We start from the raw sequence: 24,071 nt of genomic DNA on the forward strand, positions 1-24,071 counted from the left end.
GCCAACTGCAAACTCAATTCGGCCAAACCTTGAGTTTTTGCCATCATCGCAATATGCCAGAAAATCATGCTGATAACCTGCTGTATCCGATCGGATGCGAACTGTTTCCACACTATCTGGCAGAAGCCTTAAGGCATCTTTGAGAACCCTATCCTGTTGAAAACCTGCAGAAACATTGCCATCACGGAACTCAGAATAAAGTAAAAGCTTATGTTCAGCCCAAAATACATTGAAAGGCTGGTAAGCCTTAAACCCCTTGTAACAGTAAAGAGCTTCAGCCTTAAGCGTTTCAATTAAAGTGGCATCCATATCCAAAGTGGCTATTTTTTTCTCGCACTGCTTTTGAATAAAGGCAATGATATCTTTGTTTATCAGGATCAGGTCTCTCAAATTAGAGCTTGTTTCCGGTATTTTCGATTCCCCCATACGAGACTTATAAGTATTTGCAAATTCAGATAAATATCTGTGTATACTTGCTGGAGATGGCGTTACTCTTTTCCGTTCTTTACGCCAGCGAGTCTTTAAACGTCGGCGTTCTGAGCGGGGCACCCCGTGATTCTGCATTTTTTCTAAAATACACCGAAATCCCTCATCCTCTTCCAGGATTCTCATATCTTCGACGCTTTCACCACCAGCAAGATTCAGCATCATAAGTGAAATAATCACTTCGCTGTCTGTAAAACCCTGCTTTTTATTGGCTCCGATCTTCATATGTTTTTCAATAGAATCCCGCAGACCCATGGCATGTATCAGATCCAGATAAAGCGGAAGACCTCCCAGTGCTGTTAATCCTACGCCTCTTTTTTCTTCTTCGTACTTGAATGGAAGGATGCCTTGTGTCATAATTTTTAAAATCCCCGTTGGTGATAGTTTTTGTTCGCAACAAATACTCTATCATACTGTTTTTACAGTAACAACGGGGATTTTTATTTTTTTGATGAAAGATCGGGGACAGAAAAACAAGATGAAACTTTTTTTCAAAACAGCCTTTCCATGGCCTCTTCCACCGTCTTTACCCCTTCCAGCACCATACCCTCAGGTGCCTGCAAACGCCGGGCAGAAGAGACCGGAACCAGACAGCGGGAAAAACCCATCTTCAAAGCTTCACCCATGCGGGTCTCCAGATGACTCACGGCCCTCACCTCACCGGTAAGCCCCACCTCCCCCAGAACCACGGTTTTTCCGTCCACTGGCCTGTCCAGAAAACTCGATGCTAAAGCCGCCACCACACCCATATCCACAGCAGGCTCATCCACCCTTACCCCACCTGCCACATTCATAAAAATATCATGTCCGGCAAGATTCAGACCCACTTTTTTTTCAAGCACCGCTGCCAGCAGCGCCACCCGATTACTGTCAAGGCCTGCAATGGTACGGCGGGGGGAACCACCTCCAGCACCAGTCACCAGTGCCTGCAGCTCCACCAGAATGGGTCTTGAGCCTTCCATGCTGGTTGTGACCACGGAACCGGCGGCAGCTTCCGGTCTTTCCGCAAGAAAAACCGCCGAAGGATTGCCCACTTCCCGCAGCCCCACATCCTGCATTTCAAAAACCCCGATTTCATTGGTGGACCCGAATCGGTTTTTAACTGCCCTGAGTATGCGGAACACATGATTGCGATCCCCTTCAAAATACAGCACAGTATCCACCATATGTTCCAGCAGGCGGGGCCCGGCAATGGCACCATCCTTGGTGACATGACCCACCAACAGGGTGGGAATCCCACTTTTTTTTGCAAAAAGCATAAGTTTAAGGGTTGCTTCCCTGACCTGAGAAACGCTGCCTGGTGCCGAAGACAGGTCTGGGCTGAACATGGTCTGGATGGAGTCTATGACCAGCACATCGGGTTTACCTGCTTCCGCCAGATGCAGAACCCTTTCCACATCCGTTTCCGCAGCCACAAGAATCCCCGGCTTCACAGCCCCCAGGCGCTGGGAACGCAGACGGATCTGCCGGATGGACTCTTCACCGGAAACATAAAGAACCTCCCTGCCCTGTTCCGCAAGCCCCGCAAGGGTCTGCAGCATGAGGGTTGACTTTCCTATACCCGGATCTCCGCCGATGAGCACAAGGCTTCCGGAAACAAGCCCTCCTCCCAGCACCCGGTCCAGCTCAGCGATACCTGTTTCCGTACGATTTTCCGCATCCAGAGGGATGCTGTCCATGGGATAGACCTGAGGTTCATTGCCCTTGCGCACCGCTGCCAGAACCTCCCGCTCCTCCAGAAAACTGTCCCAGGCATCACATTCAGGGCAACGCCCCATCCACCTCGGAGCCCTGTGTCCGCAGGACTGGCAGACAAAAATACTCTTCTGATTTTTCTTCACCATTTGACCCCCGAAGCCAATCAGGATAGTGTTCTCTGCGGATTCGGCCTGATCCGTTCCGCCTTAAACCGTAGAAAGGATAAGTCCATGCTTGACTACCATGTCCATACCCCCCTGTGCAAGCACGCCACGGGCAGGCCTGCTGCCATGGTTCAGGCCGCCTTTGATGCAGGACTAAAAGAAATCGCCTTTCTCGATCACCTGACCCTGCCCCCACTGCCCACGAACCACAGCATGGCTGCCAAAGATATACCCTTTTATCTGAACTGCATCCGGGAACTGGCCGTTGCATGGGAGGGGAAAATCCGGGTGCTGGCCGGTCTTGAGATTGATTATCATCTGGAAAGCCTTGAAGAAATACTCCGTATTACCCAAAGCTATGATCTGGACATGGTGGCAGGTTCCGTTCACTTTGTTCAGGGATACAACATTGCCAGCCGAAGCCGGAGGAACTCATGGTCCCACCTGCCCCCTCTGCCCCTCTTCCATACCTATATCGATGCCATGGAAGCCATGGTGGAGGCGGATTTCTGCGATATTATCTGCCATCTTGATCTTATGGACAAATTCGCTCCGTCCCTGAGTCCTGAGGAGAGAAAAGAAACGGACAACCGGATGGAAAAACTGCTGGATGCCGTATCCCAAAAAAAACTTGTGGTGGAAATCAACGGCTCAGGCCTGGATCAGCCCATGGGAAGGCCCTATCCTTCGGACTTTCTACTGAGTGCCTGCAAAGCAAGAAATATCCCCGTCACCCTGGCCTCGGATGCCCACAGCCCTGATTCAGTGGGAAAGCATGCGGAAACACTCTTAGGCCATATCCGTGCCGCAGGATACAACAGCGTCACAGGCTTCTACAGACGCGAACCCCGGACAATGTCCATAACGTAACTACGATAAAGACCCGATAATAAACTCAAAGGAGAACCCATGTTCATACGATACATCCTTTTTCTTATGATGGCCCTGGCCCTTATGTTACCCGGCCAGAGGCTTTACGCTGAAAAATCCACCACCCTGCCTGCACCGCAGGATATTGAATTTATCCCGGTTCTGGACAGCCTCCTCAAAGAAGGCGTGGATGCTGCCCGGCTTGAAGCCCTCTTCTCCCATCCGGATATGCGCTTCAACCCGAATATACCTGCCCTTTTTTTCACGGTTCAGGACAGCCAGCTGGACTATGGACAGTTTTCAAGACCAGAATCGATCAGCCGTGCAAAACACTATATAAAAGAGCATAAAAAAACCCTTAAAAAAGCCGAAAAAGAATCCGGCGTTCCACCGGAAATCCTCACAGCCCTGCTGCTGGTGGAAACCAGACTCGGCACCTTCATGGGAAGAAATGCGGCAATCGCAAACCTTGCCAGCATAGCAGCCATGACTGATCCGGAAGTTCAGGAAAAAATCCGTAAGCATGTGGGGGATAAAAGCCGTTATCCGGACAAAGAAGCCTTCAGAAAAAGGGCAGAAAACCGGGCGGCATGGGCACAGAAGGAATTGGCCCCCCTGCTGCGCTACGCAGAGGCCAAGGACGTGCATCCCGCTGAAATCAAAGGCTCCTATGCCGGAGCCGTGGGGATATGCCAGTTCATGCCCTCCAATATCGAAGCCTACGCCGCAGACGGGGACGGGGACGGAATAATACGACTGAGTACCCATGAGGATGCCATATTCAGTGCTGCCCGCTATCTGAAGGAGCATGGGTGGAAACGGGGAATGAATATCCAGGAGCAGGAAAGGATACTCCTAACCTACAACCGCAGCAGACCCTATGCCCGTGCCATTCTGGATGTGGCTGAAAAACTCAGGGATTAAAGAAAGGATAAATATAGATGGAAACCGTTCTTGTGTGGGCAGGCCTTGGCTTTCTCTTTCTTCTACTCACCAATCTGGCTTTTTTTGATGTTCTACGAAGGGATTTCGGATCCAGGGGTAAAAAAGTATTCTGGGGTTTTGTGGCCCTCATCCCCTTTATCGGCTGCCTGATCTACGCCATCATAGGCATACATATGGGCAGACGCATTCCAGAAGAACCCGAAGCATAAGAAGGAAAAAAACATGGATCGTATACCGGTTATTCTCACGGCCTTCGGCACCCGCGAAAACACCAGCAGGGTAAGGGATTTCATGGAAGCGCATTTCAGCAAGAACTTTCCGGACTGCAACTTCCACTGGGCCTTTGCCGCCAGAAGTGTGCAGAAAAATAAAAATCCGGACACACCCCCTTCGCCGGAAGAGGTACTGCAGTACCTTGCGGATCAGGGACACGAAAGGACAGTTCTTCAATCCCTGCACGTTGTCTGTGCGGCAGAATTTCACAAACTGATTCCCATCTGCAAAAAAGCCACCCTTGAAACTCACCTTAGCCTCCCTCTTCTGGCATCCATGGAAGACTGCAGGGCTGCTGCCCTTGCCATGGACGGAATTTCCGGACTCCCAGAGGATACGGCAGCGGTACTGGCCCTGCACGGCTCTTCCCACCCCGGTGGTGCCCTCTTTCATCTCATGGGAAAAACCTTCAGGGAGGTGTGGGGGAATCGGGCCTTTTACGGCATGATTGAAGGGGAACCCGGAGGGACTGCAACGGCAGCGGTCATAAAAAAAGCAGGTTTTTCCAAAGCAGTGGTATTTCCCTTTACACTTGTTACGGGAAGACATTTCAAAGAAGATCTTACAGGAGAGAAAAATTCCTGGCATACCGCATTCATGGAGGCCGGAGTCAGACCGGATTTCCATGCCGAGGGTATCGGCATGAACCCGGCCATTGCGGATATCTTCTGTGCTCACTTGCGCCATGTTCTGTAAAAAAACGCCGCATGAAGCAAATCAGACTTCCAAAATTTCCATGATCCGGTTTAAAAGTTTTTCTTCATCAGGGTCCACCACCAGATCGGAAAGGGCAAGACACTGGGCCATTTCCACAACACTGAAGCGATCCGCAGGGTCTTCCAGAAGAATGGGCAAGGCCTCCATGGCAGCGGCAGGATACAACTCCAGAATTCGGGACTGCTCCCGGACCAGCTGACGAATACGGGCATCCGGGAGGTTACCGGTCTTGGGATGATTACGAATCAGCTCCAGAAGTACGGTTATCTCTTCCTGATACACCACACCATCGGCACCGGCTACAGCCACCAGCACACGTACCAGTGCTTCGGCAAAGCCTCCCTTTGTAATTTTTTCCCGCCATAGCACATCTTCTGCAGAACGCCATGCCGCCTCATGGGGCTTGCCCTCCGCCACGGTCGAAGGGAGGTTCAGCTGAGATTCTGAAACCATCCGCACAAAGGGATTGCTGTAAATCATGGTAAAAAGCTGTTCCTCGGCAGCATCCTTCATGCGGGTTCCTGCTTCCATGAAAGAAGCCATTAGATCCATCCCAACACTTTCCGTCTGGCGGAAAATGTTATCCGGTGGAGCAGGAGCCCTGTGGCTTCGTATCACTCGCGCAGCCAGCTTTACGGGCAGCATCGCAGGATTGATATCCGCCAGCACCATGCGCAAAAACCTCTGGGGATGATGCTGCCGCATAAAAGCCGCAGACTGGGGAGTCACCATGCTGCGTATCCAGGGCTGAAAAAAACTCCGGTAACAAAGATCATTGATCCTGGAGATTTCCGCCACAGGATAAAAATCCAGCTCATCCTCCACGCCGTCATCCAGATTTTCAATGTCTTCAAAGGCCCTCGACTCAAAACGCACCCTGTAGGCCTTCTCTGAATACCTGGGGTCCCCCTTCTCAATAACCATCTCATAAAGGCCGGGAGCCAGATAATCCACCATGTCTATACTGCCGATGATTTCCGTGTGTTCTTTTTTGGCAACCCTGTCCGACACAAAAAGACCAATATGCCCAACATTCTCATGAACCATATAGATGATGACCTGTTGTTGCCTTTTCACCTCATCCAGAGTCCCCCAGACCTTCAGAATCCAATTCAAAGCCTGCTGGGGCGGGGTGACATTATCTCCATCCGAGGAAAAAAGAACTATTGGGTCCTCAAGCTCCCGCAGATTAATACGCTTTCCTTCCTGAAAACTCACCTCTCCCATCTCAAGTTTATTTTCAATGAAAAGATGCTGAATCATAAAACGGATTTCTTCTGCGGTCATCAGGTAATAACTGCTCCACCAGCGGGAAAAATCCCGGAACCTCTCAGATTCCGTATCCACATTGGCATATAGATTATAAGGGCTTCTGCAATAGGCCTCCGCAGGATCCAGAGCTTCATGACCTGAAGCCAGATTGGCACCATCAAAAAATCCAGCCCCGAGATCACTGGCCAGCTCCACCCCCCATACACCACCGGTCAGACCTGCCTTATACCGCACCACATGGCGACCCCGTACCCCGGCCCAGTAAGAAATGGGAGATCCGTTAAGTACAAGGGGACCGGCGAGGCTGGGCTTATCAGCACTCATCAGGGCAACAGCCCAACCTGCCTGACTGTTACCGATGATGCTGGGCTTACCACTATCCGGATGCAAACGGGCCACCTCTTCAATGAAGCAGATCTCAGCATTTTTAACATCTTCCAGTGTCTGGCCGGGCACAGGCTCAGGAAAAAACAAAATGTAATAAACAGGATGTCCCTTTTCCAGGGCAATGCCGATTTCAGATGCACGCTTGGAGCCGGCAATACCCGGTGCATTGCCGGAACGTGGATCAATAACCACTACAGGTCTGCGGTCATGATCAAAGGAGTCTATCTTCTTTTTCTTTACCCTGCCCTTCTGCCGCCTGTCCCTCATGCGCACCAAAGCATAATTCACAGGCCTTTCAAAGGTTCTCCCATCCAGTACAATTTCATAAGGGAAATAGAGCACCGGAGGCTGACCGTCGGCAAGATACTGAAAAAAATCATTGCCGTGGTTACGCAGAACATCCCAGTAAAGGATCTGCCGCTGGGATGCATCCACAAGGTAGTCCACCCAGTCCAGACCGCTGCCCGCAAGGGGGAGCATGTCCGCAATTCTTGAAAGATCCGATCTCATGGTATCCTCAGATTCAGGTAAAAGGTTTAGGGAACAAAGCAAAAAGTCCTGTAAATGCTCAGCACACTTTTCTTAGGGAAAAGATCATGTTTAAATCCTTTCCCCGCTCCAGCGCAGTTTGGCCTTGAGCACATCAAAATAACGCTGCCCCGGCAGGGTAATCAGACGCAGAGGCGTATTTGCACGCTCAACGCAAAGACTATCACCATGCTGCAGGTCATGTCCGGACTGACCGTCACAGGTCAGCATTATGTTCTCAGAAGAACGGGAGTCCAGACGAATGGTAATCCTTGCCGCCTCAGGAAGGATCAGGGGCCGGTTAGTGAGGGTAAAGGGGCAGATGGGTGTCAGCAGTATCGCCTCCAGAAAAGGATGGACCACAGGGCCACCTGCAGCCATGGAATAGGCCGTAGAACCCGTAGGGGTAGCCACAATCAGCCCGTCACCAGTATATGTGGTGAGATAACGCCCGTCAATTTCCGTACGTACCCTTGCCAGACGTGCCATGGCGCTCTTTGCTATTACCACATCATTCAGCACCCTTTCCTCCAGAAGAATCTCGTCCCCCCTGTGCAGACTTACCTTGAGACACATCCTCTCCTCTGCGGTATAAAAACCCTGAAGCACTGCATCGGCAATTTCATAAAGCCGGTCCTCGGGTACTTCCGCAAGAAAGCCCACCTCACCGAACTTAACCCCCAGGAGAGGAACCCCCAGATTACCAACCCAGCGGGCTGCGGAGAGAAAGGTACCATCTCCTCCCAGAACAAAAACCACCTCCACGCCCTTTACTGCCTTGCAACATGCAACAGGCCCATATCCGGATGCCAGCGCACGAACAACCTCAAGCCCTCTGTTTACCAGCCAAACGCTGAAAGCATCGGCAGTTCTCTGGGCCTGCTCATCATCTTTAACCATCAATCCAACGGTACGAGCCATGGACGCCCCTTCTATATTGTAAGCTCTTGCAGCATAACGGGTTCAGGACGCTGCGTAAAGGTATTTCCCCTAAGATCTTACAATGAAAATCCCTTTCTTCTTGACGCCCCACCTTCACTTAACTATTTATATCTTTTATTCGTATTTTTATTTTCAACTCCCACTCCATAACATGAGGTAAAAACATGAAATCTTTTATCCGGCTTTCCCTTAGCATGGCCCTGATTCTTCTGGCCACCTCCTTTCTTTTTTCCTGTGGCAAAAAATCCGAGGAAGAGGTCATCAAAATCGGTTATGGCGGTGCCCTTTCCGGAGATCTCGCCTCCTATGGCATCCCCAGCAAAAGGGCTGCAGAAATGGTAATCAACAAAAAAAATGCCGAAGGCGGTCTTCTCGGAAAACAGATTATCCTCTTGGCCGAAGATGATGTATGCCGTCCTGAGGTTGCCACCAACACGGCAACCAAACTTGCCACTGAAGGCGTTGTTGCAGTTATCGGACACATCTGCTCCGGTGCCACCATCTCTGCCTTAGGTATTTACAACAACACCAATACGGTATGCATCTCCCCCTCCGCCACCAGCCCGACAATTACCCAGAGCGGTGAATACCCCGTATTCTTCAGAACCATTGCCCCGGATGACGCCCAGGCAAAACTGCAGGTGGACTTTGCCCTGAAACAACTGAATCTTAAAAAAATCGCTATCCTCCATGACCGCGGAGATTATGGCCGGGGCCTTGCGGAATTTGCAAAAAAATACATTGAAGAAGCTGAAGAAGCCGAAGTGGTTCTCTATGAAGGCGTTACCGTAGGTGCCGTGGATTATACTGCTGTGGTGCAGAACATCCGCAGATCCCAGGCCGACGCTGTCATCTTTGGCGGCTACCATCCTGAAGCTTCCAAAATCCTGATGCAGATGCGCAACAACAACATGGATACCATTTTCATTTCCGCAGACGGCATCAAGGCAGATACCTTCATTCGCATTGCCGGTGAATACGCAGAAGGTGTTTATGCAACAGGTCCTGTGGATGTTTCAACCAACCCCCTTGCCACAGAAGCCCACAAACAGCATGTGGAAATCTACGGTGATGAGCCGGGGAACTTCTTCCTCAATGCCTATGCCGCCACCATGGCCCTGATCAATGCCATTGAAAAAGCAGGTTCCACGGACTCCGCAGCCATCATGAATGCCCTGCGTACGGAATATATTGACACCCCCCTTGGCAGCATAAGCTTTGACAAAAAAGGCGATGCCATTGGGGTGGGCTTCTCCATGTATCAGGTTCAGGACGGTATTTTTGTAGAACTGCCATAAAACACAATTGAAGCATCATATCCTTTCAGGCTGGCTGCTGCGGCAGCCGGCCCTTTTTTAAGAAACTGATTACATGGCTGAAAACGACCATTCTGCTCCAAGTCTGAAACTTAATAATTTTTTTTATACGGACTTGCTCCTGAGTGAAAAATATTATAATACAGCCTCTTGTTAAAAGGTCTGACCATCAGGCAAAAAACTGTGCTCCATACATTTTTTAAAAACTGGAAGCCCATACCATGGAACAATTTCTCGAATACTTTCTCAGCGGACTCACCCGGGGCAGCATCTATGCCCTGATTGCACTGGGATACACGATGGTTTACGGTATCATCGGGCTTATCAACTTTGCCCATGGTGAAATCTACATGATAGGGGCCTTTACCGCCCTGATCGTGGCAACAGCCCTCACCTTTCTGGGGTTCCCCCCTCTGGCCATCCTGCTGCTGGCCGCCCTGGCCTCTGTCATCTGGGCCTCCGCCTATGGTTTTACCATTGAAAAAGTGGCTTACAAGCCCTTAAGGGGTGCCCAACGCCTTTCCCCGCTTATCAGTGCCATCGGTATGTCCATCTTTCTGCAAAACTATGTGATGCTGGCACAAACCTCTGACTTCCTGCGATTTCCTTCCCTGGTTCCTGACTTTCAGTGGCTGGCTCCATGGTCCCATATCATGAGTTCATCCCGCTTCATTATTCTGGCAACGACCGCCCTGGCCATGATTTTCCTTACCATCCTCATCAAATACACACGTACGGGAAAAGCCATGCGCGCCACATCCCAGGACCGGGAGATGGCCCTTCTGGTGGGCGTGAACGTGGACCGTGTCATCTCCAGCACCTTCATCATCGGCTCAGCCCTTGCGGCCATAGGCGGACTTCTCATTGCATCCCATGTGGGCCAGATCAATTATTATGTGGGCTTCATTGCAGGACTCAAAGCCTTTACCGCAGCCGTACTCGGTGGCATCGGCTCCATTCCCGGTGCGGTGCTGGGCGGCCTGATTCTGGGATGGACGGAAAGCTTTGCAACGGGTTATATTTCATCCGAATATGAGGATGTCTTTGCCTTCGGCCTTCTGGTTCTGATCCTAATTCTGCGACCATCTGGGATTCTTGGTAAAAACAGTACCCAGAAAGTGTAATGCCCGGAGCAGACAAAAAACTCAAAGTCCTGCACCTTAAGAGGTTGTCATGTTCAGTCTTCAGGAAATAAAAAAATCAAGTATCGCGGCCATCTGGTTCATGTTCCTGACCTTTCCCATTATGGTCATCCGCGTCAATCCTCTGCAGAGAACCATAGAATGGCGCTGGGATAATATGCTATATGTTGGCATAGGTATTTTTGCCCTCTCTTTCCTGTGGCGGGAAATGCTCCGCAGAAAGGAAATGGGCTTAAAGAAAAAAATGCAGGAAGATGGCAATGAAAAACCGGGCTTCCTGCAGAAATCCGCCGAAAATCCCAAACTCATCATCCCGGCCCTGGGACTTGTCATGGGGATTGCCCTGCTTTTTCCCCATCTGGTGAACCCCTATCAGATCAGCATCATGACCCTGGCCCTCATCTATGTGGTTTTAGGTCTGGGACTCAACATTGTTGTGGGACAAGCGGGCCTGCTCAACCTCGGATATGTGGCCTTCTTTGCCGTGGGAGCCTACACCTATGCCCTGCTGAACAAGCATTTCGGCCTCGGATTCTGGACCTGCCTGCCCATCGGTGCAGGCTTGGCAGCCCTCTTCGGCATTCTTCTGGCCCTTCCCATATTGCGCCTCCGGGGGGATTACCTGGCCATTGTAACCTTGGGTTTTGGTGAAATAACCCGCATTGTTCTGGAAAACTGGGGAAAATTCTCCGGCGGCCCCATTGGTATCCGAGGCATTCCAAGGCCGGAATTCTTTGGCATGAGCTTTTCCCTCAGTGAAGCCATAGTCTATATTTATTACCTGATGATTGCTGCGGTCATCCTCACCATTTTTGTCATCAACCGCCTGCAAAGCTCCCGGCTGGGAAGAGCATGGGTGGCTCTCAGGGAAGATGAAATAGCCTGTCAGGCCATGGGCATAGACAAGGCTAAAGTCAAACTTTCAGCCTTTGCCCTGGGTGCCACATGGGCAGGCATGGCAGGAGTCATTTTTGCGGGATACACCACCTACATCAATCCCAAAAGCTTTACCTTCATGGAGTCTGTCATCATCCTCTCCATTGTAGTGCTGGGAGGCATGGGCTCCATACTCGGGGTGGTACTCGGTGGCCTGATCATGATTCTTCTGCCGGAATACTTAAGGGAAGTCGGACATTACCGCATGCTGATCTTTGGCGCAGCCATGATTACCATGATGGTCTTCCGGCCCCAGGGCCTTATCCAGAGCAAGCGCAAAGCCTATAAATTTCAAGAAGACAAAGGGGCGGCCTAAAACCATGGAACCCATTCTGAAAGTCCAAAATCTCACCATGGATTTCGGTGGCCTTCGTGCCCTGAACCGGGTGAGCCTGGATATCCGGGAAGGTGAAATTGTGGCCCTCATTGGTCCCAACGGAGCCGGAAAGACCACTTTTTTTAACTGCATTACAGGGATCTACAAACCCACAGGCGGCGATGTTACCATACACCCGCCGGGCAAAAAAAACCTCCGCATCAACGGCATGAAACCCAACCTTGTTACAGGAAACGGGCTGGCCCGCACCTTTCAGAACATCCGCCTTTTTCCCAATATGACGGTGCTGGAAAATGTCATGATCGGTCGCCATGTCCGTACGAAAGCCGGTGTGCTGGGTGCCGTCTTCCGTCCGCCTTCCGTTAAAAAAGAAGAACGGGAAACCGTGGAGCACTGCTACAGGCTTCTGAAAAAGGTCAATCTGGCTGGAGAGGTCAATGAGCTGGCAAAAAATCTTTCCTACGGTGCCCAAAGACGCCTTGAAATTGCAAGGGCCATGGCCACCGACCCCTTTCTCCTGCTCCTCGATGAGCCTGCTGCGGGCATGAATGCCTATGAAACCATTGAACTTGATCAACTCATACGAAAAATCCGGGATGAGGATAAAATCAGTATCCTGCTCATTGAACATGACATGAAACTGGTCATGAACATTTCAGAGCGTATTTTTGTCATGGACTACGGATCAAAGATCGCCCAGGGAACCCCGATGGAAATCAAACAGAACCCCCTTGTGATCAAAGCCTATCTCGGAGAGGATGCCGATGCTGACCATTGAATCCATCAACACCTATTATGGCAACATCAGGGCTTTAAAGAATATCTCCATCGAAATTGCCGAAGGGGAGATTGTGGCCCTAATTGGTGCCAACGGTGCCGGTAAAACCACCACCCTGAAATCCATATCCGGTATCACCCCGCCCAGAAACGGCCGCATCAGCTTCATGGGTAAAGACATACAGAATGCACCTCCTGAAAAAATTGTGGCCATGGGGCTATGCCATGTCCCTGAAGGCCGCCATATCTTTCCTCAGCTTTCTGTTATGGAAAACCTTGAGATGGGAGCATTTCTCCGCAGGGACAAAGCAGAGATTAAAAAAGATCTGGACTATATCATGTCCCTTTTTCCCATACTGGCCCAGCGCCGCAAACAGGCAGGCGGCACCCTCTCCGGCGGTGAACAGCAAATGCTGGCCATATCCCGAGCCCTCATGGGCCGACCCAAGCTCCTTCTTCTGGACGAACCCTCTCTGGGCCTTGCCCCCCTCATCATCCGGCAGATTTTTGAGATTATTGAACAAATCAACCGCAGCGGTACAACGATCTTCCTAATTGAGCAGAATGCCAACCTCGCCCTGAAAAGCTCCCACAGGGGTTATGTCATGGAAAACGGTGAAATTACCCTTACGGATACAGCAGACAACCTCCTGCGCAATGATGAAGTCAAAAGAGCCTATCTGGGGATTTAAAGGGATAAAAAATAAGAGCCTGAAATTTAAAAGAATAACCTGCCAGCATTGTAATTATTCAGCACATTTTTTTATGCAAAATTATGCATTAATTTCAAAGCACTGGTTCCAGCAAAAGACAATCGGGCTGTTTGTGAGTGACATTGCAATCGTTTCGGATCAGAGCTTTGCAGGCCTGTGCGAAAGAAGCGGCAAACTGTCAGAGCCGCCAAAAGGCAGCGTGCTTAAGCCTGCCATGGTAATCAAAAAGCTTATCCTGCCTGTGGCGGGGAGTTTTTGCCGCTTCCGCACAGGATAAGAAGCTTCCGAACAAGATTGCGTCACGAACAAATGGTCCGGTTGTCTATGCACCTAATTAATTGTGCTGAGCAGCACCCCACGCTGTGTTACGGCGTTTTGTCATAAAGTAACTTTTGAAGTTACTCAGAAGTTACCCAGCATTTACCATATTATAAGTACATCCCCTTCCTTTAACAGAAGAGCCCTTAGGATCCGGATTTATTTCCACAAAGACCTGGAATATTGACCTTCTTTCAAGAGATAAGATTGTGAGTTTTGCCGATCAAACAAAAAAGGTGCTCTTTCCATCATGGAAAGGCACCTTCGCTGCATACCATACAAGCACATAAAAAAAATATCCTGCCAGCCTTAAAGACTGCATGATACAATCACAAAATAAAGAAAACCCATGAAAAAAAGGCCGGAAAAACCGGCCTTTTTTCAACCAGCATCAGGCTTCTGCCGCTTCTGCAGCAGCAACAGGTGCCGGATCAACAAACTCAATCAGGGCCATGGGTGCAGCATCACCTGCCCGGTAACCCAACTTGATAATACGGGTATAGCCACCCGCACGATGGCCAAAGCGATCCTGTGCTTCGGCAAAGAGCTGATGAACTACACTTTTTTCCCGAATAACGGAAAGAGCCTGACGTCTTGCGTGCAGATCCCCCCGTTTAGCCAGGGTTACCATCTTGTCCACCCAACGACGCAATTCCTTGGCCTTCACATCCGTTGTACGAATACGACCGTGCTTGATCATGGACGTAACCATGTTACGGAACATGGCATCCCGATGGCTGGATGTGCGATTGAGTTTTACGCCTGCTTTTCTGTGTCGCATGCTCCGCTCTCCTACTCGTCGTCTTCCTCAGTCGCTTCTTCTTCAAAGGGTACAAATCCCTCAAGCTTCATGCCAAGGGACAATCCCATATCCGTAAGGACTTCCTTGATTTCATTCAAAGATTTGCGACCGAAATTTTTGGTCTTGAGCATCTCATTTTCACTCTTTTGCACCAGCTGCCAGATCTTAAGAATCTTTGCATTTTTCAGACAATTGGCACTCCGGACAGAGAGTTCAAGCTCATCTACATTCCTGTAAAGATGTTCATTGAATTCACGGCTGCCACTTTCTTCTTCCTCAACAAAGGAAACTTCCGGTACAACCTCTTCATCAAAATTAATAAATACTGACAACTGCTCCTTGAGAATTTTGGCAGCATAGGCCACGGCATCCTCCGGAGAAACACTGCGGTCAGTCCAGACCTCCAGGGTCAACTTATCATAATCCGTCTTTTGTCCAACCCGTGCATTCCCAACGGTATAACGAACCCGCTGTATGGGAGAAAACACGGAATCAATGGCCAGTGTTCCCACAGGCGCTTCGGGATCCTTATTGTAAGATGCAAGGGCAAAACCCTTTCCCAGCCTTACCGTCATTTCCATTTGCAGACGACCACCCGTATTCAGGGTAGCGATATAGTGATCGGGATTCAGGACAGTAACCCTGCCATTGTCCGATATAATATCTGCGGCGGTAATGCGTTTTCCCTCAGACACATCAATACGTATGGTCTGAGGATCAGGATCTTCCGTAAGAAGACGAACTTCCTTGAGGTTAAAAATAATTTCACTGACATCTTCCAACACATGGGGAATCGTCGTGAACTCGTGCATCACATCTTCGAACTTAACGGACACAATGGCAGCACCATGGAGGGAAGAAAGTATCGTCCTGCGCAGAGCATTACCAATGGTTGTCCCAAAACCTCGTTCCAGGGGCTCGAATACAAATTTACCGTATTCTTCTGTTGTCTCCACCTGGATTTTATCGGGCCTGATCATGTCCGTCCAGTTAACATACATAAGTTCGTTCGATGACATATGGCCTTATCTCCAATCGGTTCAGAGGATGCCCGATCCGGTTCGGGAAGCAACAGCCCTACCCGCCCGGTCATGTGACCGAGGATGACGGGGCCTACTTGGAGTACAATTCAACAATGAGCTGCTCCTGAATTGGCAGTGTAATATCTTCACGTACAGGTGCAGATTTTACAGTCCCTTTAAATCCATCCTTATCCAGTTCCAGCCACTGGGGAACACCACGACGCACCACAGCATCCATGGCATCACTTACAGCCTGAACCTTCCGGCTTTTTTCACGAATTTCAATCACATCACCAGCCTTAACCACATAGGAAGGGATATTCACCCGAATACCGTTCACTATAAAATGGTTATGACGGACAAAATGACGGCCCTGGGTTCGGGAATTCACAAAACCCATGCGATAAACCACGTTATCCAAGCGGGATTCCAGATGCATCAGGAGATTAACACCGGTTATTCCCTTTTTCTGTTCCGCTTTGCTGAAAGTAAGCCGGAACTGTTTTTCAGAAAGACCGTACAAACGCTTGACTTTCTGTTTTTCACGAAGCTGTATACCATAATCCGAAACCTTGCTCCGACGCTGGCCGTGCTGACCAGGAGCATAAGGTCTGCGGTCAAAGCTGCATTTGTCCGAAAAGCAGCGATCACCCTTAAGAAATAATTTCATGTTTTCACGTCTGCACATACGGCAAACGGAACCGCGGTATCTGGACAAAGTCTCCTCCTTCAAACACTCAGCACTACGCTACTATGGATTACCGATGCCCCGCCTATGGCCGGACCGGGGTTCAATTTACACCCGGCGACGCTTGGGGGGACGGCAGCCGTTATGGGGTACCGGAGTGACATCTTTAATCATGGTCACTGTAAAACCCGTTCCCTGTATGGCACGCAGAGCGGATTCACGACCCGATCCGGGGCCTTTTACATAGACTTCAACATTACGCATGCCGTGTTCCTGGGCTTTTTTGGATGCATCTTCTGCTGCCATCTGGGCAGCAAAAGGTGTACTCTTTCTTGAGCCTTTAAACCCCATGGCTCCGGAAGAGGACCAGGCAACCACACCACCGGCTGTATCGGAGATGGTTACAATGGTGTTGTTAAACGTGGACTGAATATGCACAACACCTGTCGATATATTCTTTTTAACCTTTTTGGTTTTTTTAGCAGAACGTGCTTTGGCCATAATCTAATCCTGTCTCCTGCTTACTTTTTCTTCTTGACGGCCGCTCTTCTCGGTCCTTTACGCGTCCGCGCATTGGTCCGGGTCCGCTGACCATTAACAGGCAGTCCCCTGCGATGCCGCAGGCCCCTGTAACACCCCAGATCCATCAGCCGCTTGACGTTCATGGAAACTTCAGAACGAAGTTCTCCTTCCACCTTGAACTCCCCGTCAATTGCCTTACGGATACCATTGATCTCGTCATCCGTCAGAGCATCAACCTTGGTGGCGCCATCAAGACCCAGCCCACCTACAATTCTCGATGCACTGGTTCTGCCGATACCATAAATATACGTTAAAGCGATATCCACACGCTTTTTTCTGGGAAGATCCACACCTGCAATTCGAGCCAAAGTATCCCCCTTTACCCTTGCCGCTGTTTATGCCGCTTGATTTCACAAATAACACGTACCACACCCTTGCGCTTCACGACTTTGCATTTCGTGCAAATCTTTTTAACTGAAGCCCTGACTTTCATGGGAAGCTCCTCATTTCTTAAACCGAATCCTACTTGGACCGGTAGGTGATCCGTCCCCGGGTCAAATCATATGGGGACAACTCAACCGTCACCTTATCTCCGGGCAGAATCTTGATAAAATGCATACGCATTTTCCCGGAAATATGCGCCAAAATTTCATGCCCGTTTTCGAGGCGCACGCGAAACATCGCATTAGGCAAGGTTTCAACTACTTCGCCCTGCACCTTGATTGCATCTTCCTTGGCCATTGATCCTCCTGGGTACCCCAAAGGGTGTACCCGTATAATTCAAAGACCCGGAAATATAACACCACAGGATGCCCGAGTCTATACTTATTTCCCGGTCCGCAAAGGGACCGGGAAAAACTGATCATCCGCGGCGTCCCCGAATCCTTCCTGTTTTCTTATTCAAAAACCCTTCATAGTTCCTTGTCAGCATGTGGGATTCCATTTGAGATACGGTATCCAGAGAAACCGCCACAACGATGAGCAAAGCAGTACCCCCGAAATAAAAGGGCACATTGAACTGAGTAATGAGTATGGAAGGCAGGACGCATACAGCTGACACATAGGTTGCCCCACTGAGGGTCAGGCGTGTCAGCACCTTATCAATAAAATCTGAAGTCCGTTTACCAGGTCGAATTCCGGGAATATATCCGCCATTTTTTCTCATGTTCTCTGCCACATCCACAGGATTAAATACAATGGCTGTATAAAAAAAGCAGAAGAAAAAAATAAAAACGACAAATATAGTCTCATAAAGAAAACCACCAGGGTGCATGGCATCCATAACTCCCCTCATCATGGGAAGATCAATGAAGCTTGCTATGGTTGCCGGAAACATAATTATGGAAGATGCAAAAATTGGTGGAATAACTCCTGAAGTATTAACCTTCAATGGCAGATGAGATGTCTGTCCGCCGTACATCTTATTCCCGACAACCCGTTTTGCATAATGTACCGGGATGCGGCGCTGTCCCTGTTCCACAAAAACAATAAATGCAACCACACCAATCATCATGATTACAAGGAATACCACCAGAAAAATACCCATCTCACCAGTTTTGAGAAGGCGGAAGGTATTTCCCATGGCAGATGGCAAGCCTGCCACAATTCCAGCAAAAATCACCAGAGAGATTCCGTTTCCAATACCCCTTTCAGTAACCTGCTCACCCAGCCACATGATAAATGCAGTCCCGGATGTCAGGGTAATCACCGTCATGATACGAAAGCCCCAGCCAGGCTCCAGCACAACGGCACCACCACCCGGTGCCATCATACTCTCAAGGCCTATGCTGATACCAAGTCCCTGAATAATACTAAGGACAATCGTTCCGTAACGGGTGTACTGAGTAATCTTGCGACGGCCCTGCTCACCTTCTTTTTTAAGACGCTCCAGGTGGGGAACGGCTACGGTAAGCAGCTGAATAATGATGGAGGCACTTATATAGGGCATGATTCCGAGGGCAAAGACCGACAGTTGTTCCAAGGCCCCACCGGAAAACATGTCAAACATGGCAAAAAGGGTTCCCTGTGTCCGGGCAAAAATAGCCCCCAGAGCCTCCCTGTCGATGCCAGGAGTAGGCACATGAACCCCGATACGGTAAACCACCAGCATCATCAGGGTAAACAAGACCCGCCGTTTTAACTCTGGTACCCTGAAAATATTCTGAAAGCCACTACCCACCATAAGTCAATTACCCTTCGACTTTGCCACCAGCTGCTTCAATTTTTGCCTTAGCAGCCTGGCTGATCCGGGATACCTGTACAGTCAGAGGCACTGAGACTTCTCCCATTGCAAGGAGCTTAACACCGTCTTTTACCTGCCTGACCACACCTGCCTGAAGAAGTGTCGCTTCATCCACAAGGGAGTTAGCTTCAAATCTGGACAGGTCCGAAAGATTAACAACGGCAAACTGAGTTTTAAAAATACTTGTGAAGCCGCGCTTGGGAAGTCGGCGGTGCAAAGGCATCTGCCCACCTTCAAAACCGGCACGGACTTTACCGCCGGAACGGGAATTCTGTCCGTTGTAACCACGGCCAGCAGTCGTACCATTCCCGGAAGCGACACCACGTCCCTTGCGCTTACGTTTACGGGTCGAGCCCTCTGCCGGAGAAAGTTCATAGAGTTTAACCATCTTATACCTCCTCCACTTTCACCATATGGGCAATTTTGGTAATCATACCCTGTATGGCAGGATTGGCATCAAGGGTTACCATTTTATGCATCTTGGTCAACCCCAGAGCCCGCAGCACTTTCCGCTGCTTTTCAGGTTTACCCACCATACTCCGTACCAACTGAATATTGAGCTTGGTTCCCATTACGATATTCCCCTTTACAGATCTTCGATCCGCAGACCGCGCCGTCTGGCAATCTGGGCCGGGCTTTCCAGTCTGCTCAGCCCCTCAATGGTTGCTTTGACCATGTTATGGGGGTTGTTGGACCCAAGGCATTTCGTCAGAATGTCCTTTACACCGACAGCCTCAAGTACGGCACGCACAGCACCGCCGGCAATCAGCCCAGTACCCTGAGAAGCTGGCTTGAGCAGTACCTTGCCAGCACCGAATCTCCCGGTAACTTGAAAAGGAAGAGAGCCTTCCGCAGTGAGTTGAATTTTTACCATATTCTTCTTGGCCTGCTCAACACCTTTACGGATGGCTTCAGGAACTTCCCCAGCCTTACCAAGGCCCCAGCCAACCTTACCTTCACCGTCACCAACAACGACAATGGCGCTGAAACTGAACCGACGACCACCCTTGACTACCTTGGCAACGCGGTTGATATACACAACCTTGTCGATGTACTGTTTTTCACCCGTGTCTTTTTTAAACAAGGCACAGCCTCCTTACCTTAAAATTCCAGGCCCGCTTCTCTGGCACCGTCGGCCATGGCTTTAACCCGGCCATGATAAATAAAACCATTGCGGTCAAAGACCACCTGGGTCACGCCACCGGCCACGGCACGCTCTGCCAGTTTCTTACCGATTACTTTTGCCTGTTCCAACTTGGCACCAGCTTCTTCGGTTTCCATTATGTCCTTTTCAACACTGGAAGCAGAAAACAGAGTACGCCCTTCAATATCATCAATGACCTGAGCATAAATATGCCTGGCACTTCTGAAAACACAAAGTCTCGGGCGCGCAGCAGTTCCCCGTATCTTTTTACGGATACGGGTCTTTCTTTTCAGCCGCGTCGCATTTTTGGAATTGCAGCTCATTCCCTTAAATCCTCATTGGTTTCGAAACGTCCCACTATGGCCCCTTTGGGCCTGGGCCCGATCCTTTTTTACTTAGCGGCCTTACCAGCCTTACGAATTATATGTTCATCCGCATACTTGATGCCCTTACCCTTATAGGGTTCAGGAGGACGAACGGACCGGATCTCCGCAGCGACCTGTCCAACTTTCTGCTTGTCAACACCGGATATCGTAATATCATTGTTCTTTGCCACAGCCAGACTTATTCCTTCCGGGACAGGATAGTCCACAGGGTTGGAATAGCCCACATGCAGAGTAAGAACATCAGTTTTAAGCTCGGCTCTGTAACCAATACCATTGATTTGAAGAACCTTATTAAAACCTTCACTGACACCGGTAACCATATTAGCCACCAGCGCCCGGGTCATACCTTGAAAAGCAACGGCCTGCCTGTCTTCCGTCAGGGGCTTCACATGCATTACATTTTCAAGCAACTCAAGGTCCACAGACGGATGAATTTCACGCTGCAGTTTTCCCAGAGGGCCATCAACGCTCAGCACACGATCGGCATAACGGACAGTAACCTTGGCCGGAACCTGGATTGGTTTTTTTCCAATTCTTGACATGATCTCTCCTCGACTCCTACCAGACGTTACAGAGCACTTCTCCACCGACATTCTCAGTCTTGGCCTGCTTGTCGGTGAGAATCCCCTTGGAGGTGGAAAGAATCGCTATGCCAAGTCCATTAAGAACGGGCTTTATCTCACCAGTCTTTGCATAGGTCCGACAACTGGGCTTGCTCACGCGGTCAATGCCATAAATCACATGCTTCTGGCCCTCTGAATACTTCAGATACACCCGAAGAATGCCCTGTTTGCCATCATCAACTTTTTTGAAATTTTTGACGTAACCCTGCTCCTTGAGAACCCTTGCAAGTTCCACTTTAATTGTAGAGCTGGGCATATCCACACTGGCGAATTTTGCTTTCCCGCCATTTCTTATACGGGTCAGCATATCCGCGATGGGATCTATGATTGCTGCCATTTATTTCTCTCCATTATCGTCCCTTGATTCCATTCCAGATCCCGCTTTTACCAGCTGGACTTGGTTACCCCGGGCAACAAACCTTCGGATGCCATCTTTCTAAAACAGATACGGCATAAACCAAACTTCCGAAGAAAAGCTCTGGGGCGGCCACAGACAGGACAGCGGTTATACGCTCGTACCTGGAACTTGGGCTTACGATTTGCTTTTGCGATCAAAGATTTCTTGGCCACTTTTTTCCTCCTAAATTCCCTTCCGAAATAATTCTCATCAGTTCCGGAAAGGCATCCCCATGAGCCGGAGCAACTCCTTGGCTTCCGCATTTGTTTTAGCGGATGTCACAATGCAGACATTAAGCCCCTTGACCTTATCTATCTTATCATAGTCAATCTCAGGGAAAATGATCTGCTCCCGAATACCAAGGGTATAATTGCCGTTACCATCAAAGGCTTTACCCGAAACCCCTTTAAAATCCCGAACACGGGGCAAAGCGGCATTGAGAAGACGCGTCAGAAAATCATACATCCGCTGCTGACGAAGGGTTACCGTACAGCCAATGGGCATTCCCTCGCGAAGTTTAAACGCAGCAATGGACTTTTTTGCCCGTGTAATAACAGGCTTCTGACCAGCAATCTTACCAAGTTCATCGGCAGCAGCATCCAGGATTTTGCTGTTATGGATAGCTTCACCAAGACCCATATTAAGGACAACCTTCTCAATCCGGGGAACCTGCATGGGATTCCTGTACTGAAAGGCTTCCATGAGCTGGGGAACCACTTCCCCCTGATACTTACTCTTTAAATACGACATTCGATCCTCCGGCACGATCCTGAACCATCCGCCCGGTAATTAAGCGTCAATGTTTTCATTGCATTTTCTGCATACACGCACTTTTTTTCCGTTTTCCAGTTCCTGCATCCGGATGCGTGATGCCTTCATGCAGTGATTGCACATCAGCATTATATTGGACAGATGAATCGGGGCCTCCTGTTCGATGATCCCGCCCTGCCGATTTTTCATATCCGGCTTCACATGGCGTTTCACCTTATTGATGTTCTCAACAATTACCCGGTTATCTTTACGGATCACCTTGAGAACCTTGCCGATCTTTCCTTCATCCTTACCGGCAATAACCTTGACCTTGTCTTCTTTTTTAATACTCGTCTTTACCGTCATCACGTACTCGTTTCTCCTTGTGGGCTGCCGGTTAGAGGACCTCTGGCGCCAGGGAGACAATCTTCATGAAACGCTTTGCACGCAACTCCCGTGCAACAGGTCCGAAGATACGGGTGCCGATGGGTTCTCTGTTGTTGTTAATCAAGACAGCGGAATTGTCATCAAAGCGGATTTTGGAACCATCCGGACGTGAAATCTCCTTGGATGTTCTTACAATCACTGCTTTCTGCACATCCCCTTTTTTAACTTTGGAATTGGGGATCGCTTCTTTGACAGACACCACAATAACGTCACCGATGCCGGCGTAACGCCGCTTAGATCCTCCCAGAACCTTGATGCAATAAACTTCCTTGGCTCCGGAATTATCTGCCACCGTAAGTCTGCTTTCAGCCTGAATCATGGCGATCTTTCCTTATATCAAGCCGTTTTTTCAACGATTTTACTGACACGCCAGTGTTTACTTTTGCTTAGGGGACGGCTTTCCGTGATAATCACACGATCCCCTATCTTACAGGCGTTTTCCTCGTCATGGGCCGCATACTTCTTATGCGTTTTCACATACTTTTTGTACAGCTTGTGCTTGATCACCCGCTCTACCCGGACAACAACGGTTTTATCCATTTTGTCCGAAACAACGGTTGCAAGCTGCTGCCGCTTCATTCCACGCTCATTCATTATGCATCCTGCCCCTTGGATTTCCGTTGCTGGATCACTGTCATGACACGGGCCACCTTCTTTTTAATCAGTTTAAGGGAGGCTGTGTTATCGAGCTGTGCCGTCGCATGACGGAAACGCAGGTTCATATGTTCCTGCCTGAAATCCTTCAATCTGGCTTCAAGCTCATTCATGTCAAGCGATCTCAATTCATTTGATTTCATTGCCAATCGCCTCTTTCTACGAACCGGGTTTTTACCGGAAGTTTGTAGGAAGCCAGGCGCAAGGCCTCCATGGCCTTCTCCCGGGATACACCTTCCATCTCATAAAGAATCCGTCCGGGCTTAATTACGGCCACCCAACTGTCATGGGGACCCTTACCCTTACCCATACGAACCTCTGCGGGTTTTTTAGTAATGGGTTTATCCGGAAAAATCCTAATCCACATTTTACCGCCACGCCGGACATGGCGAGTCATGGCAATACGCGCAGACTCAATCTGACGGGAGTTGATATAGCCGCACTCAAGGGCCTGAAGACCAAACTCACCGAAACTCAAAGTAGCCCCGCGCTGGGCTGTGCCCTTCATTCTGCCACGCTGCTGTTTCCGGAACTTAAATCTCTTGGGACTCAGCATGTCTCATAAACTCCTGA

The 24,071-nt window shown here is 49.6% G+C and carries 35 protein-coding genes; 10 read left to right on the top strand and 25 right to left on the bottom strand.

Features of this window, described 5'->3' with window-relative positions:
- A partial coding sequence (locus FIM25_RS07705; RefSeq protein WP_179953244.1) for a transposase occupies positions 1-843 on the bottom strand: 843 nt, incomplete at its 3' end.
- Between the two features lie 134 nt (positions 844-977).
- Entirely contained in the window at positions 978-2,330 is a 1,353-nt protein-coding gene (gene radA / locus FIM25_RS07710; protein ID WP_139447965.1) for a DNA repair protein RadA, read from the bottom strand.
- Between the two features lie 84 nt (positions 2,331-2,414).
- Between radA and FIM25_RS07715 the strand changes: the two genes are divergently transcribed.
- The 4 genes from FIM25_RS07715 to FIM25_RS07730 are packed head-to-tail and all read left to right on the top strand — an operon-like array spanning position 2,415 to position 5,132.
- A complete protein-coding gene (locus tag FIM25_RS07715) occupies positions 2,415-3,218 on the top strand; it encodes a histidinol-phosphatase (protein ID WP_179953245.1) in 804 nt (267 codons plus the stop codon).
- A 39-nt stretch (positions 3,219-3,257) separates the two neighbouring features.
- Positions 3,258-4,142 carry a lytic murein transglycosylase gene (locus tag FIM25_RS07720; RefSeq protein WP_139447969.1) on the top strand — a complete coding sequence of 295 codons (885 nt, stop codon included), beginning with the start codon at positions 3,258-3,260 and terminating at the stop codon, positions 4,140-4,142.
- Positions 4,143-4,159: 17 nt separating this feature from the next.
- Positions 4,160-4,372: a PLDc N-terminal domain-containing protein gene (locus tag FIM25_RS07725; protein ID WP_139447971.1), complete on the top strand. Its 213-nt coding sequence runs from the start codon at positions 4,160-4,162 to the stop codon at positions 4,370-4,372.
- A gap of 13 nt (positions 4,373-4,385) precedes the next feature.
- Positions 4,386-5,132: a sirohydrochlorin cobaltochelatase gene (locus FIM25_RS07730; protein ID WP_139447973.1), complete on the top strand. Its 747-nt coding sequence runs from the start codon at positions 4,386-4,388 to the stop codon at positions 5,130-5,132.
- A gap of 21 nt (positions 5,133-5,153) precedes the next feature.
- Here the strand turns inward: FIM25_RS07730 and FIM25_RS07735 are convergent, their stop codons facing one another.
- On the bottom strand, positions 5,154-7,322 hold the full coding sequence (locus FIM25_RS07735) for a DUF3141 domain-containing protein (RefSeq protein WP_139447975.1): 2,169 nt from the start codon (positions 7,320-7,322) through the stop codon (positions 5,154-5,156).
- 90 nt (positions 7,323-7,412) lie between these two features.
- The gene (locus FIM25_RS07740) at positions 7,413-8,261 is read right to left on the bottom strand and encodes an NAD(+)/NADH kinase (protein WP_139447977.1); all 849 of its coding nucleotides are present in this window, start codon (positions 8,259-8,261) and stop codon (positions 7,413-7,415) included.
- A gap of 185 nt (positions 8,262-8,446) precedes the next feature.
- Here FIM25_RS07740 and FIM25_RS07745 point away from each other — a divergent pair, with 185 nt between their 5' ends.
- The 6 genes from FIM25_RS07745 (at position 8,447) to FIM25_RS07770 (ending at position 13,780) form a co-directional block, all read left to right on the top strand.
- A complete protein-coding gene (locus tag FIM25_RS07745) occupies positions 8,447-9,580 on the top strand; it encodes a branched-chain amino acid ABC transporter substrate-binding protein (protein WP_139447979.1) in 1,134 nt (377 codons plus the stop codon).
- Positions 9,581-9,819: 239 nt separating this feature from the next.
- The gene (locus FIM25_RS07750; protein ID WP_139447980.1) at positions 9,820-10,722 is read left to right on the top strand and encodes a branched-chain amino acid ABC transporter permease; all 903 of its coding nucleotides are present in this window, start codon (positions 9,820-9,822) and stop codon (positions 10,720-10,722) included.
- A 49-nt stretch (positions 10,723-10,771) separates the two neighbouring features.
- Positions 10,772-11,992 (top strand): ABC transporter permease subunit, encoded by a 1,221-nt coding sequence (locus FIM25_RS07755; RefSeq protein ID WP_139447982.1) that lies wholly within the window; start codon positions 10,772-10,774, stop codon positions 11,990-11,992.
- 4 nt (positions 11,993-11,996) lie between these two features.
- Positions 11,997-12,791 carry an ABC transporter ATP-binding protein gene (locus tag FIM25_RS07760; RefSeq protein ID WP_139447984.1) on the top strand — a complete coding sequence of 265 codons (795 nt, stop codon included), beginning with the start codon at positions 11,997-11,999 and terminating at the stop codon, positions 12,789-12,791.
- Complete coding sequence (locus FIM25_RS07765; RefSeq protein WP_139447986.1) at positions 12,778-13,482, top strand: ABC transporter ATP-binding protein; 705 nt, start codon at positions 12,778-12,780, stop codon at positions 13,480-13,482. The genes FIM25_RS07760 and FIM25_RS07765 overlap by 14 nt, the downstream gene beginning before the upstream one ends.
- Positions 13,451-13,780, top strand: a complete 330-nt coding sequence (locus tag FIM25_RS07770) for a hypothetical protein (RefSeq protein WP_179953246.1) — start codon at positions 13,451-13,453, stop codon at positions 13,778-13,780. The genes FIM25_RS07765 and FIM25_RS07770 overlap by 32 nt, the downstream gene beginning before the upstream one ends.
- A 432-nt stretch (positions 13,781-14,212) precedes the next feature.
- Here FIM25_RS07770 and rplQ read toward each other — a convergent pair whose 3' ends face one another.
- From rplQ to rplP, 21 genes are all read right to left on the bottom strand, one after another.
- Positions 14,213-14,602, bottom strand: coding sequence for a 50S ribosomal protein L17 (gene rplQ, locus FIM25_RS07775; protein WP_139447991.1), 390 nt, complete (start codon positions 14,600-14,602; stop codon positions 14,213-14,215).
- Between the two features lie 11 nt (positions 14,603-14,613).
- Positions 14,614-15,642, bottom strand: a complete 1,029-nt coding sequence (locus FIM25_RS07780; RefSeq protein ID WP_139447993.1) for a DNA-directed RNA polymerase subunit alpha — start codon at positions 15,640-15,642, stop codon at positions 14,614-14,616.
- 94 nt (positions 15,643-15,736) lie between these two features.
- Complete coding sequence (gene rpsD / locus FIM25_RS07785) at positions 15,737-16,363, bottom strand: 30S ribosomal protein S4 (protein ID WP_139447995.1); 627 nt, start codon at positions 16,361-16,363, stop codon at positions 15,737-15,739.
- Between the two features lie 78 nt (positions 16,364-16,441).
- On the bottom strand, positions 16,442-16,834 hold the full coding sequence (gene rpsK / locus FIM25_RS07790; protein WP_139447997.1) for a 30S ribosomal protein S11: 393 nt from the start codon (positions 16,832-16,834) through the stop codon (positions 16,442-16,444).
- Positions 16,835-16,854: 20 nt separating this feature from the next.
- Entirely contained in the window at positions 16,855-17,223 is a 369-nt protein-coding gene (gene rpsM, locus FIM25_RS07795) for a 30S ribosomal protein S13 (protein WP_139447999.1), read from the bottom strand.
- An 11-nt stretch (positions 17,224-17,234) separates the two neighbouring features.
- Positions 17,235-17,348, bottom strand: a complete 114-nt coding sequence (rpmJ, locus tag FIM25_RS07800; RefSeq protein ID WP_139448001.1) for a 50S ribosomal protein L36 — start codon at positions 17,346-17,348, stop codon at positions 17,235-17,237.
- 29 nt (positions 17,349-17,377) lie between these two features.
- Complete coding sequence (infA, locus tag FIM25_RS07805; RefSeq protein WP_139448003.1) at positions 17,378-17,596, bottom strand: translation initiation factor IF-1; 219 nt, start codon at positions 17,594-17,596, stop codon at positions 17,378-17,380.
- Between the two features lie 121 nt (positions 17,597-17,717).
- Positions 17,718-19,037: a preprotein translocase subunit SecY gene (gene secY / locus FIM25_RS07810; RefSeq protein WP_179953247.1), complete on the bottom strand. Its 1,320-nt coding sequence runs from the start codon at positions 19,035-19,037 to the stop codon at positions 17,718-17,720.
- Between the two features lie 7 nt (positions 19,038-19,044).
- Entirely contained in the window at positions 19,045-19,485 is a 441-nt protein-coding gene (gene rplO / locus FIM25_RS07815; RefSeq protein WP_139448005.1) for a 50S ribosomal protein L15, read from the bottom strand.
- Position 19,486: 1 nt separating this feature from the next.
- The gene (gene rpmD / locus FIM25_RS07820; RefSeq protein ID WP_139448007.1) at positions 19,487-19,669 is read right to left on the bottom strand and encodes a 50S ribosomal protein L30; all 183 of its coding nucleotides are present in this window, start codon (positions 19,667-19,669) and stop codon (positions 19,487-19,489) included.
- A gap of 14 nt (positions 19,670-19,683) precedes the next feature.
- Entirely contained in the window at positions 19,684-20,181 is a 498-nt protein-coding gene (gene rpsE, locus FIM25_RS07825; protein WP_139448009.1) for a 30S ribosomal protein S5, read from the bottom strand.
- 17 nt (positions 20,182-20,198) lie between these two features.
- Positions 20,199-20,564, bottom strand: coding sequence for a 50S ribosomal protein L18 (rplR, locus tag FIM25_RS07830; protein ID WP_139448011.1), 366 nt, complete (start codon positions 20,562-20,564; stop codon positions 20,199-20,201).
- 68 nt (positions 20,565-20,632) lie between these two features.
- Positions 20,633-21,169, bottom strand: coding sequence for a 50S ribosomal protein L6 (gene rplF, locus FIM25_RS07835; RefSeq protein ID WP_139448013.1), 537 nt, complete (start codon positions 21,167-21,169; stop codon positions 20,633-20,635).
- Between the two features lie 16 nt (positions 21,170-21,185).
- Positions 21,186-21,587, bottom strand: coding sequence for a 30S ribosomal protein S8 (gene rpsH, locus FIM25_RS07840; protein ID WP_139448015.1), 402 nt, complete (start codon positions 21,585-21,587; stop codon positions 21,186-21,188).
- A 47-nt stretch (positions 21,588-21,634) separates the two neighbouring features.
- Positions 21,635-21,910: a type Z 30S ribosomal protein S14 gene (locus tag FIM25_RS07845; RefSeq protein WP_425456380.1), complete on the bottom strand. Its 276-nt coding sequence runs from the start codon at positions 21,908-21,910 to the stop codon at positions 21,635-21,637.
- Complete coding sequence (gene rplE / locus FIM25_RS07850) at positions 21,858-22,397, bottom strand: 50S ribosomal protein L5 (RefSeq protein WP_139448019.1); 540 nt, start codon at positions 22,395-22,397, stop codon at positions 21,858-21,860. Before rplE ends, FIM25_RS07845 begins: the two co-directional genes overlap by 53 nt.
- 39 nt (positions 22,398-22,436) lie before the next feature.
- The gene (gene rplX, locus FIM25_RS07855) at positions 22,437-22,763 is read right to left on the bottom strand and encodes a 50S ribosomal protein L24 (protein WP_139448021.1); all 327 of its coding nucleotides are present in this window, start codon (positions 22,761-22,763) and stop codon (positions 22,437-22,439) included.
- Between the two features lie 31 nt (positions 22,764-22,794).
- A complete protein-coding gene (gene rplN / locus FIM25_RS07860; protein ID WP_139448022.1) occupies positions 22,795-23,163 on the bottom strand; it encodes a 50S ribosomal protein L14 in 369 nt (122 codons plus the stop codon).
- Positions 23,164-23,180: 17 nt separating this feature from the next.
- Positions 23,181-23,438: a 30S ribosomal protein S17 gene (gene rpsQ, locus FIM25_RS07865; RefSeq protein WP_139448024.1), complete on the bottom strand. Its 258-nt coding sequence runs from the start codon at positions 23,436-23,438 to the stop codon at positions 23,181-23,183.
- Positions 23,438-23,641, bottom strand: a complete 204-nt coding sequence (rpmC, locus tag FIM25_RS07870; protein WP_139448026.1) for a 50S ribosomal protein L29 — start codon at positions 23,639-23,641, stop codon at positions 23,438-23,440. The genes rpsQ and rpmC overlap by 1 nt, the downstream gene beginning before the upstream one ends.
- Positions 23,638-24,054, bottom strand: a complete 417-nt coding sequence (rplP, locus tag FIM25_RS07875; RefSeq protein WP_139448028.1) for a 50S ribosomal protein L16 — start codon at positions 24,052-24,054, stop codon at positions 23,638-23,640. Before rplP ends, rpmC begins: the two co-directional genes overlap by 4 nt.
- Between the last annotated feature and the right edge of the window lie 17 nt (positions 24,055-24,071).

It is taken from the genome of Desulfobotulus mexicanus, from assembly GCF_006175995.1.
In the GTDB taxonomy this organism is placed as follows: Bacteria; Desulfobacterota; Desulfobacteria; order Desulfobacterales; family ASO4-4; genus Desulfobotulus; species Desulfobotulus mexicanus.

Excerpts from the sequence above, each read along its gene's own strand:
- radA (WP_139447965.1), bottom strand. The coding sequence starts at position 2,330 with ATGGTGAAGAAAAATCAGAAGAGTATTTTTGTCTGCCAGTCCTGCGGA.
- FIM25_RS07715 (WP_179953245.1), top strand. The coding sequence starts at position 2,415 with ATGCTTGACTACCATGTCCATACCCCCCTGTGCAAGCACGCCACGGGC.
- FIM25_RS07720 (WP_139447969.1), top strand. The coding sequence starts at position 3,258 with ATGTTCATACGATACATCCTTTTTCTTATGATGGCCCTGGCCCTTATG.
- FIM25_RS07725 (WP_139447971.1), top strand. The coding sequence starts at position 4,160 with ATGGAAACCGTTCTTGTGTGGGCAGGCCTTGGCTTTCTCTTTCTTCTA.
- FIM25_RS07730 (WP_139447973.1), top strand. The coding sequence starts at position 4,386 with ATGGATCGTATACCGGTTATTCTCACGGCCTTCGGCACCCGCGAAAAC.
- FIM25_RS07735 (WP_139447975.1), bottom strand. The coding sequence starts at position 7,322 with ATGAGATCGGATCTTTCAAGAATTGCGGACATGCTCCCCCTTGCGGGC.
- FIM25_RS07740 (WP_139447977.1), bottom strand. The coding sequence starts at position 8,261 with ATGGCTCGTACCGTTGGATTGATGGTTAAAGATGATGAGCAGGCCCAG.
- FIM25_RS07745 (WP_139447979.1), top strand. The coding sequence starts at position 8,447 with ATGAAATCTTTTATCCGGCTTTCCCTTAGCATGGCCCTGATTCTTCTG.
- FIM25_RS07750 (WP_139447980.1), top strand. The coding sequence starts at position 9,820 with ATGGAACAATTTCTCGAATACTTTCTCAGCGGACTCACCCGGGGCAGC.
- FIM25_RS07755 (WP_139447982.1), top strand. The coding sequence starts at position 10,772 with ATGTTCAGTCTTCAGGAAATAAAAAAATCAAGTATCGCGGCCATCTGG.
- FIM25_RS07760 (WP_139447984.1), top strand. The coding sequence starts at position 11,997 with ATGGAACCCATTCTGAAAGTCCAAAATCTCACCATGGATTTCGGTGGC.
- FIM25_RS07765 (WP_139447986.1), top strand. The coding sequence starts at position 12,778 with ATGCTGACCATTGAATCCATCAACACCTATTATGGCAACATCAGGGCT.
- FIM25_RS07770 (WP_179953246.1), top strand. The coding sequence starts at position 13,451 with ATGAAGTCAAAAGAGCCTATCTGGGGATTTAAAGGGATAAAAAATAAG.
- rplQ (WP_139447991.1), bottom strand. The coding sequence starts at position 14,602 with ATGCGACACAGAAAAGCAGGCGTAAAACTCAATCGCACATCCAGCCAT.
- FIM25_RS07780 (WP_139447993.1), bottom strand. The coding sequence starts at position 15,642 with ATGTCATCGAACGAACTTATGTATGTTAACTGGACGGACATGATCAGG.
- rpsK (WP_139447997.1), bottom strand. The coding sequence starts at position 16,834 with ATGGCCAAAGCACGTTCTGCTAAAAAAACCAAAAAGGTTAAAAAGAAT.
- rpmJ (WP_139448001.1), bottom strand. The coding sequence starts at position 17,348 with ATGAAAGTCAGGGCTTCAGTTAAAAAGATTTGCACGAAATGCAAAGTC.
- infA (WP_139448003.1), bottom strand. The coding sequence starts at position 17,596 with ATGGCCAAGGAAGATGCAATCAAGGTGCAGGGCGAAGTAGTTGAAACC.
- secY (WP_179953247.1), bottom strand. The coding sequence starts at position 19,037 with ATGGTGGGTAGTGGCTTTCAGAATATTTTCAGGGTACCAGAGTTAAAA.
- rplO (WP_139448005.1), bottom strand. The coding sequence starts at position 19,485 with ATGGTTAAACTCTATGAACTTTCTCCGGCAGAGGGCTCGACCCGTAAA.
- rpmD (WP_139448007.1), bottom strand. The coding sequence starts at position 19,669 with ATGGGAACCAAGCTCAATATTCAGTTGGTACGGAGTATGGTGGGTAAA.
- rplR (WP_139448011.1), bottom strand. The coding sequence starts at position 20,564 with ATGAGCTGCAATTCCAAAAATGCGACGCGGCTGAAAAGAAAGACCCGT.
- rplF (WP_139448013.1), bottom strand. The coding sequence starts at position 21,169 with ATGTCAAGAATTGGAAAAAAACCAATCCAGGTTCCGGCCAAGGTTACT.
- rpsH (WP_139448015.1), bottom strand. The coding sequence starts at position 21,587 with ATGGCAGCAATCATAGATCCCATCGCGGATATGCTGACCCGTATAAGA.
- FIM25_RS07845 (WP_425456380.1), bottom strand. The coding sequence starts at position 21,910 with ATGCGGAAGCCAAGGAGTTGCTCCGGCTCATGGGGATGCCTTTCCGGA.
- rplE (WP_139448019.1), bottom strand. The coding sequence starts at position 22,397 with ATGTCGTATTTAAAGAGTAAGTATCAGGGGGAAGTGGTTCCCCAGCTC.
- rplX (WP_139448021.1), bottom strand. The coding sequence starts at position 22,763 with ATGACGGTAAAGACGAGTATTAAAAAAGAAGACAAGGTCAAGGTTATT.
- rplN (WP_139448022.1), bottom strand. The coding sequence starts at position 23,163 with ATGATTCAGGCTGAAAGCAGACTTACGGTGGCAGATAATTCCGGAGCC.
- rpsQ (WP_139448024.1), bottom strand. The coding sequence starts at position 23,438 with ATGAATGAGCGTGGAATGAAGCGGCAGCAGCTTGCAACCGTTGTTTCG.
- rpmC (WP_139448026.1), bottom strand. The coding sequence starts at position 23,641 with ATGAAATCAAATGAATTGAGATCGCTTGACATGAATGAGCTTGAAGCC.
- rplP (WP_139448028.1), bottom strand. The coding sequence starts at position 24,054 with ATGCTGAGTCCCAAGAGATTTAAGTTCCGGAAACAGCAGCGTGGCAGA.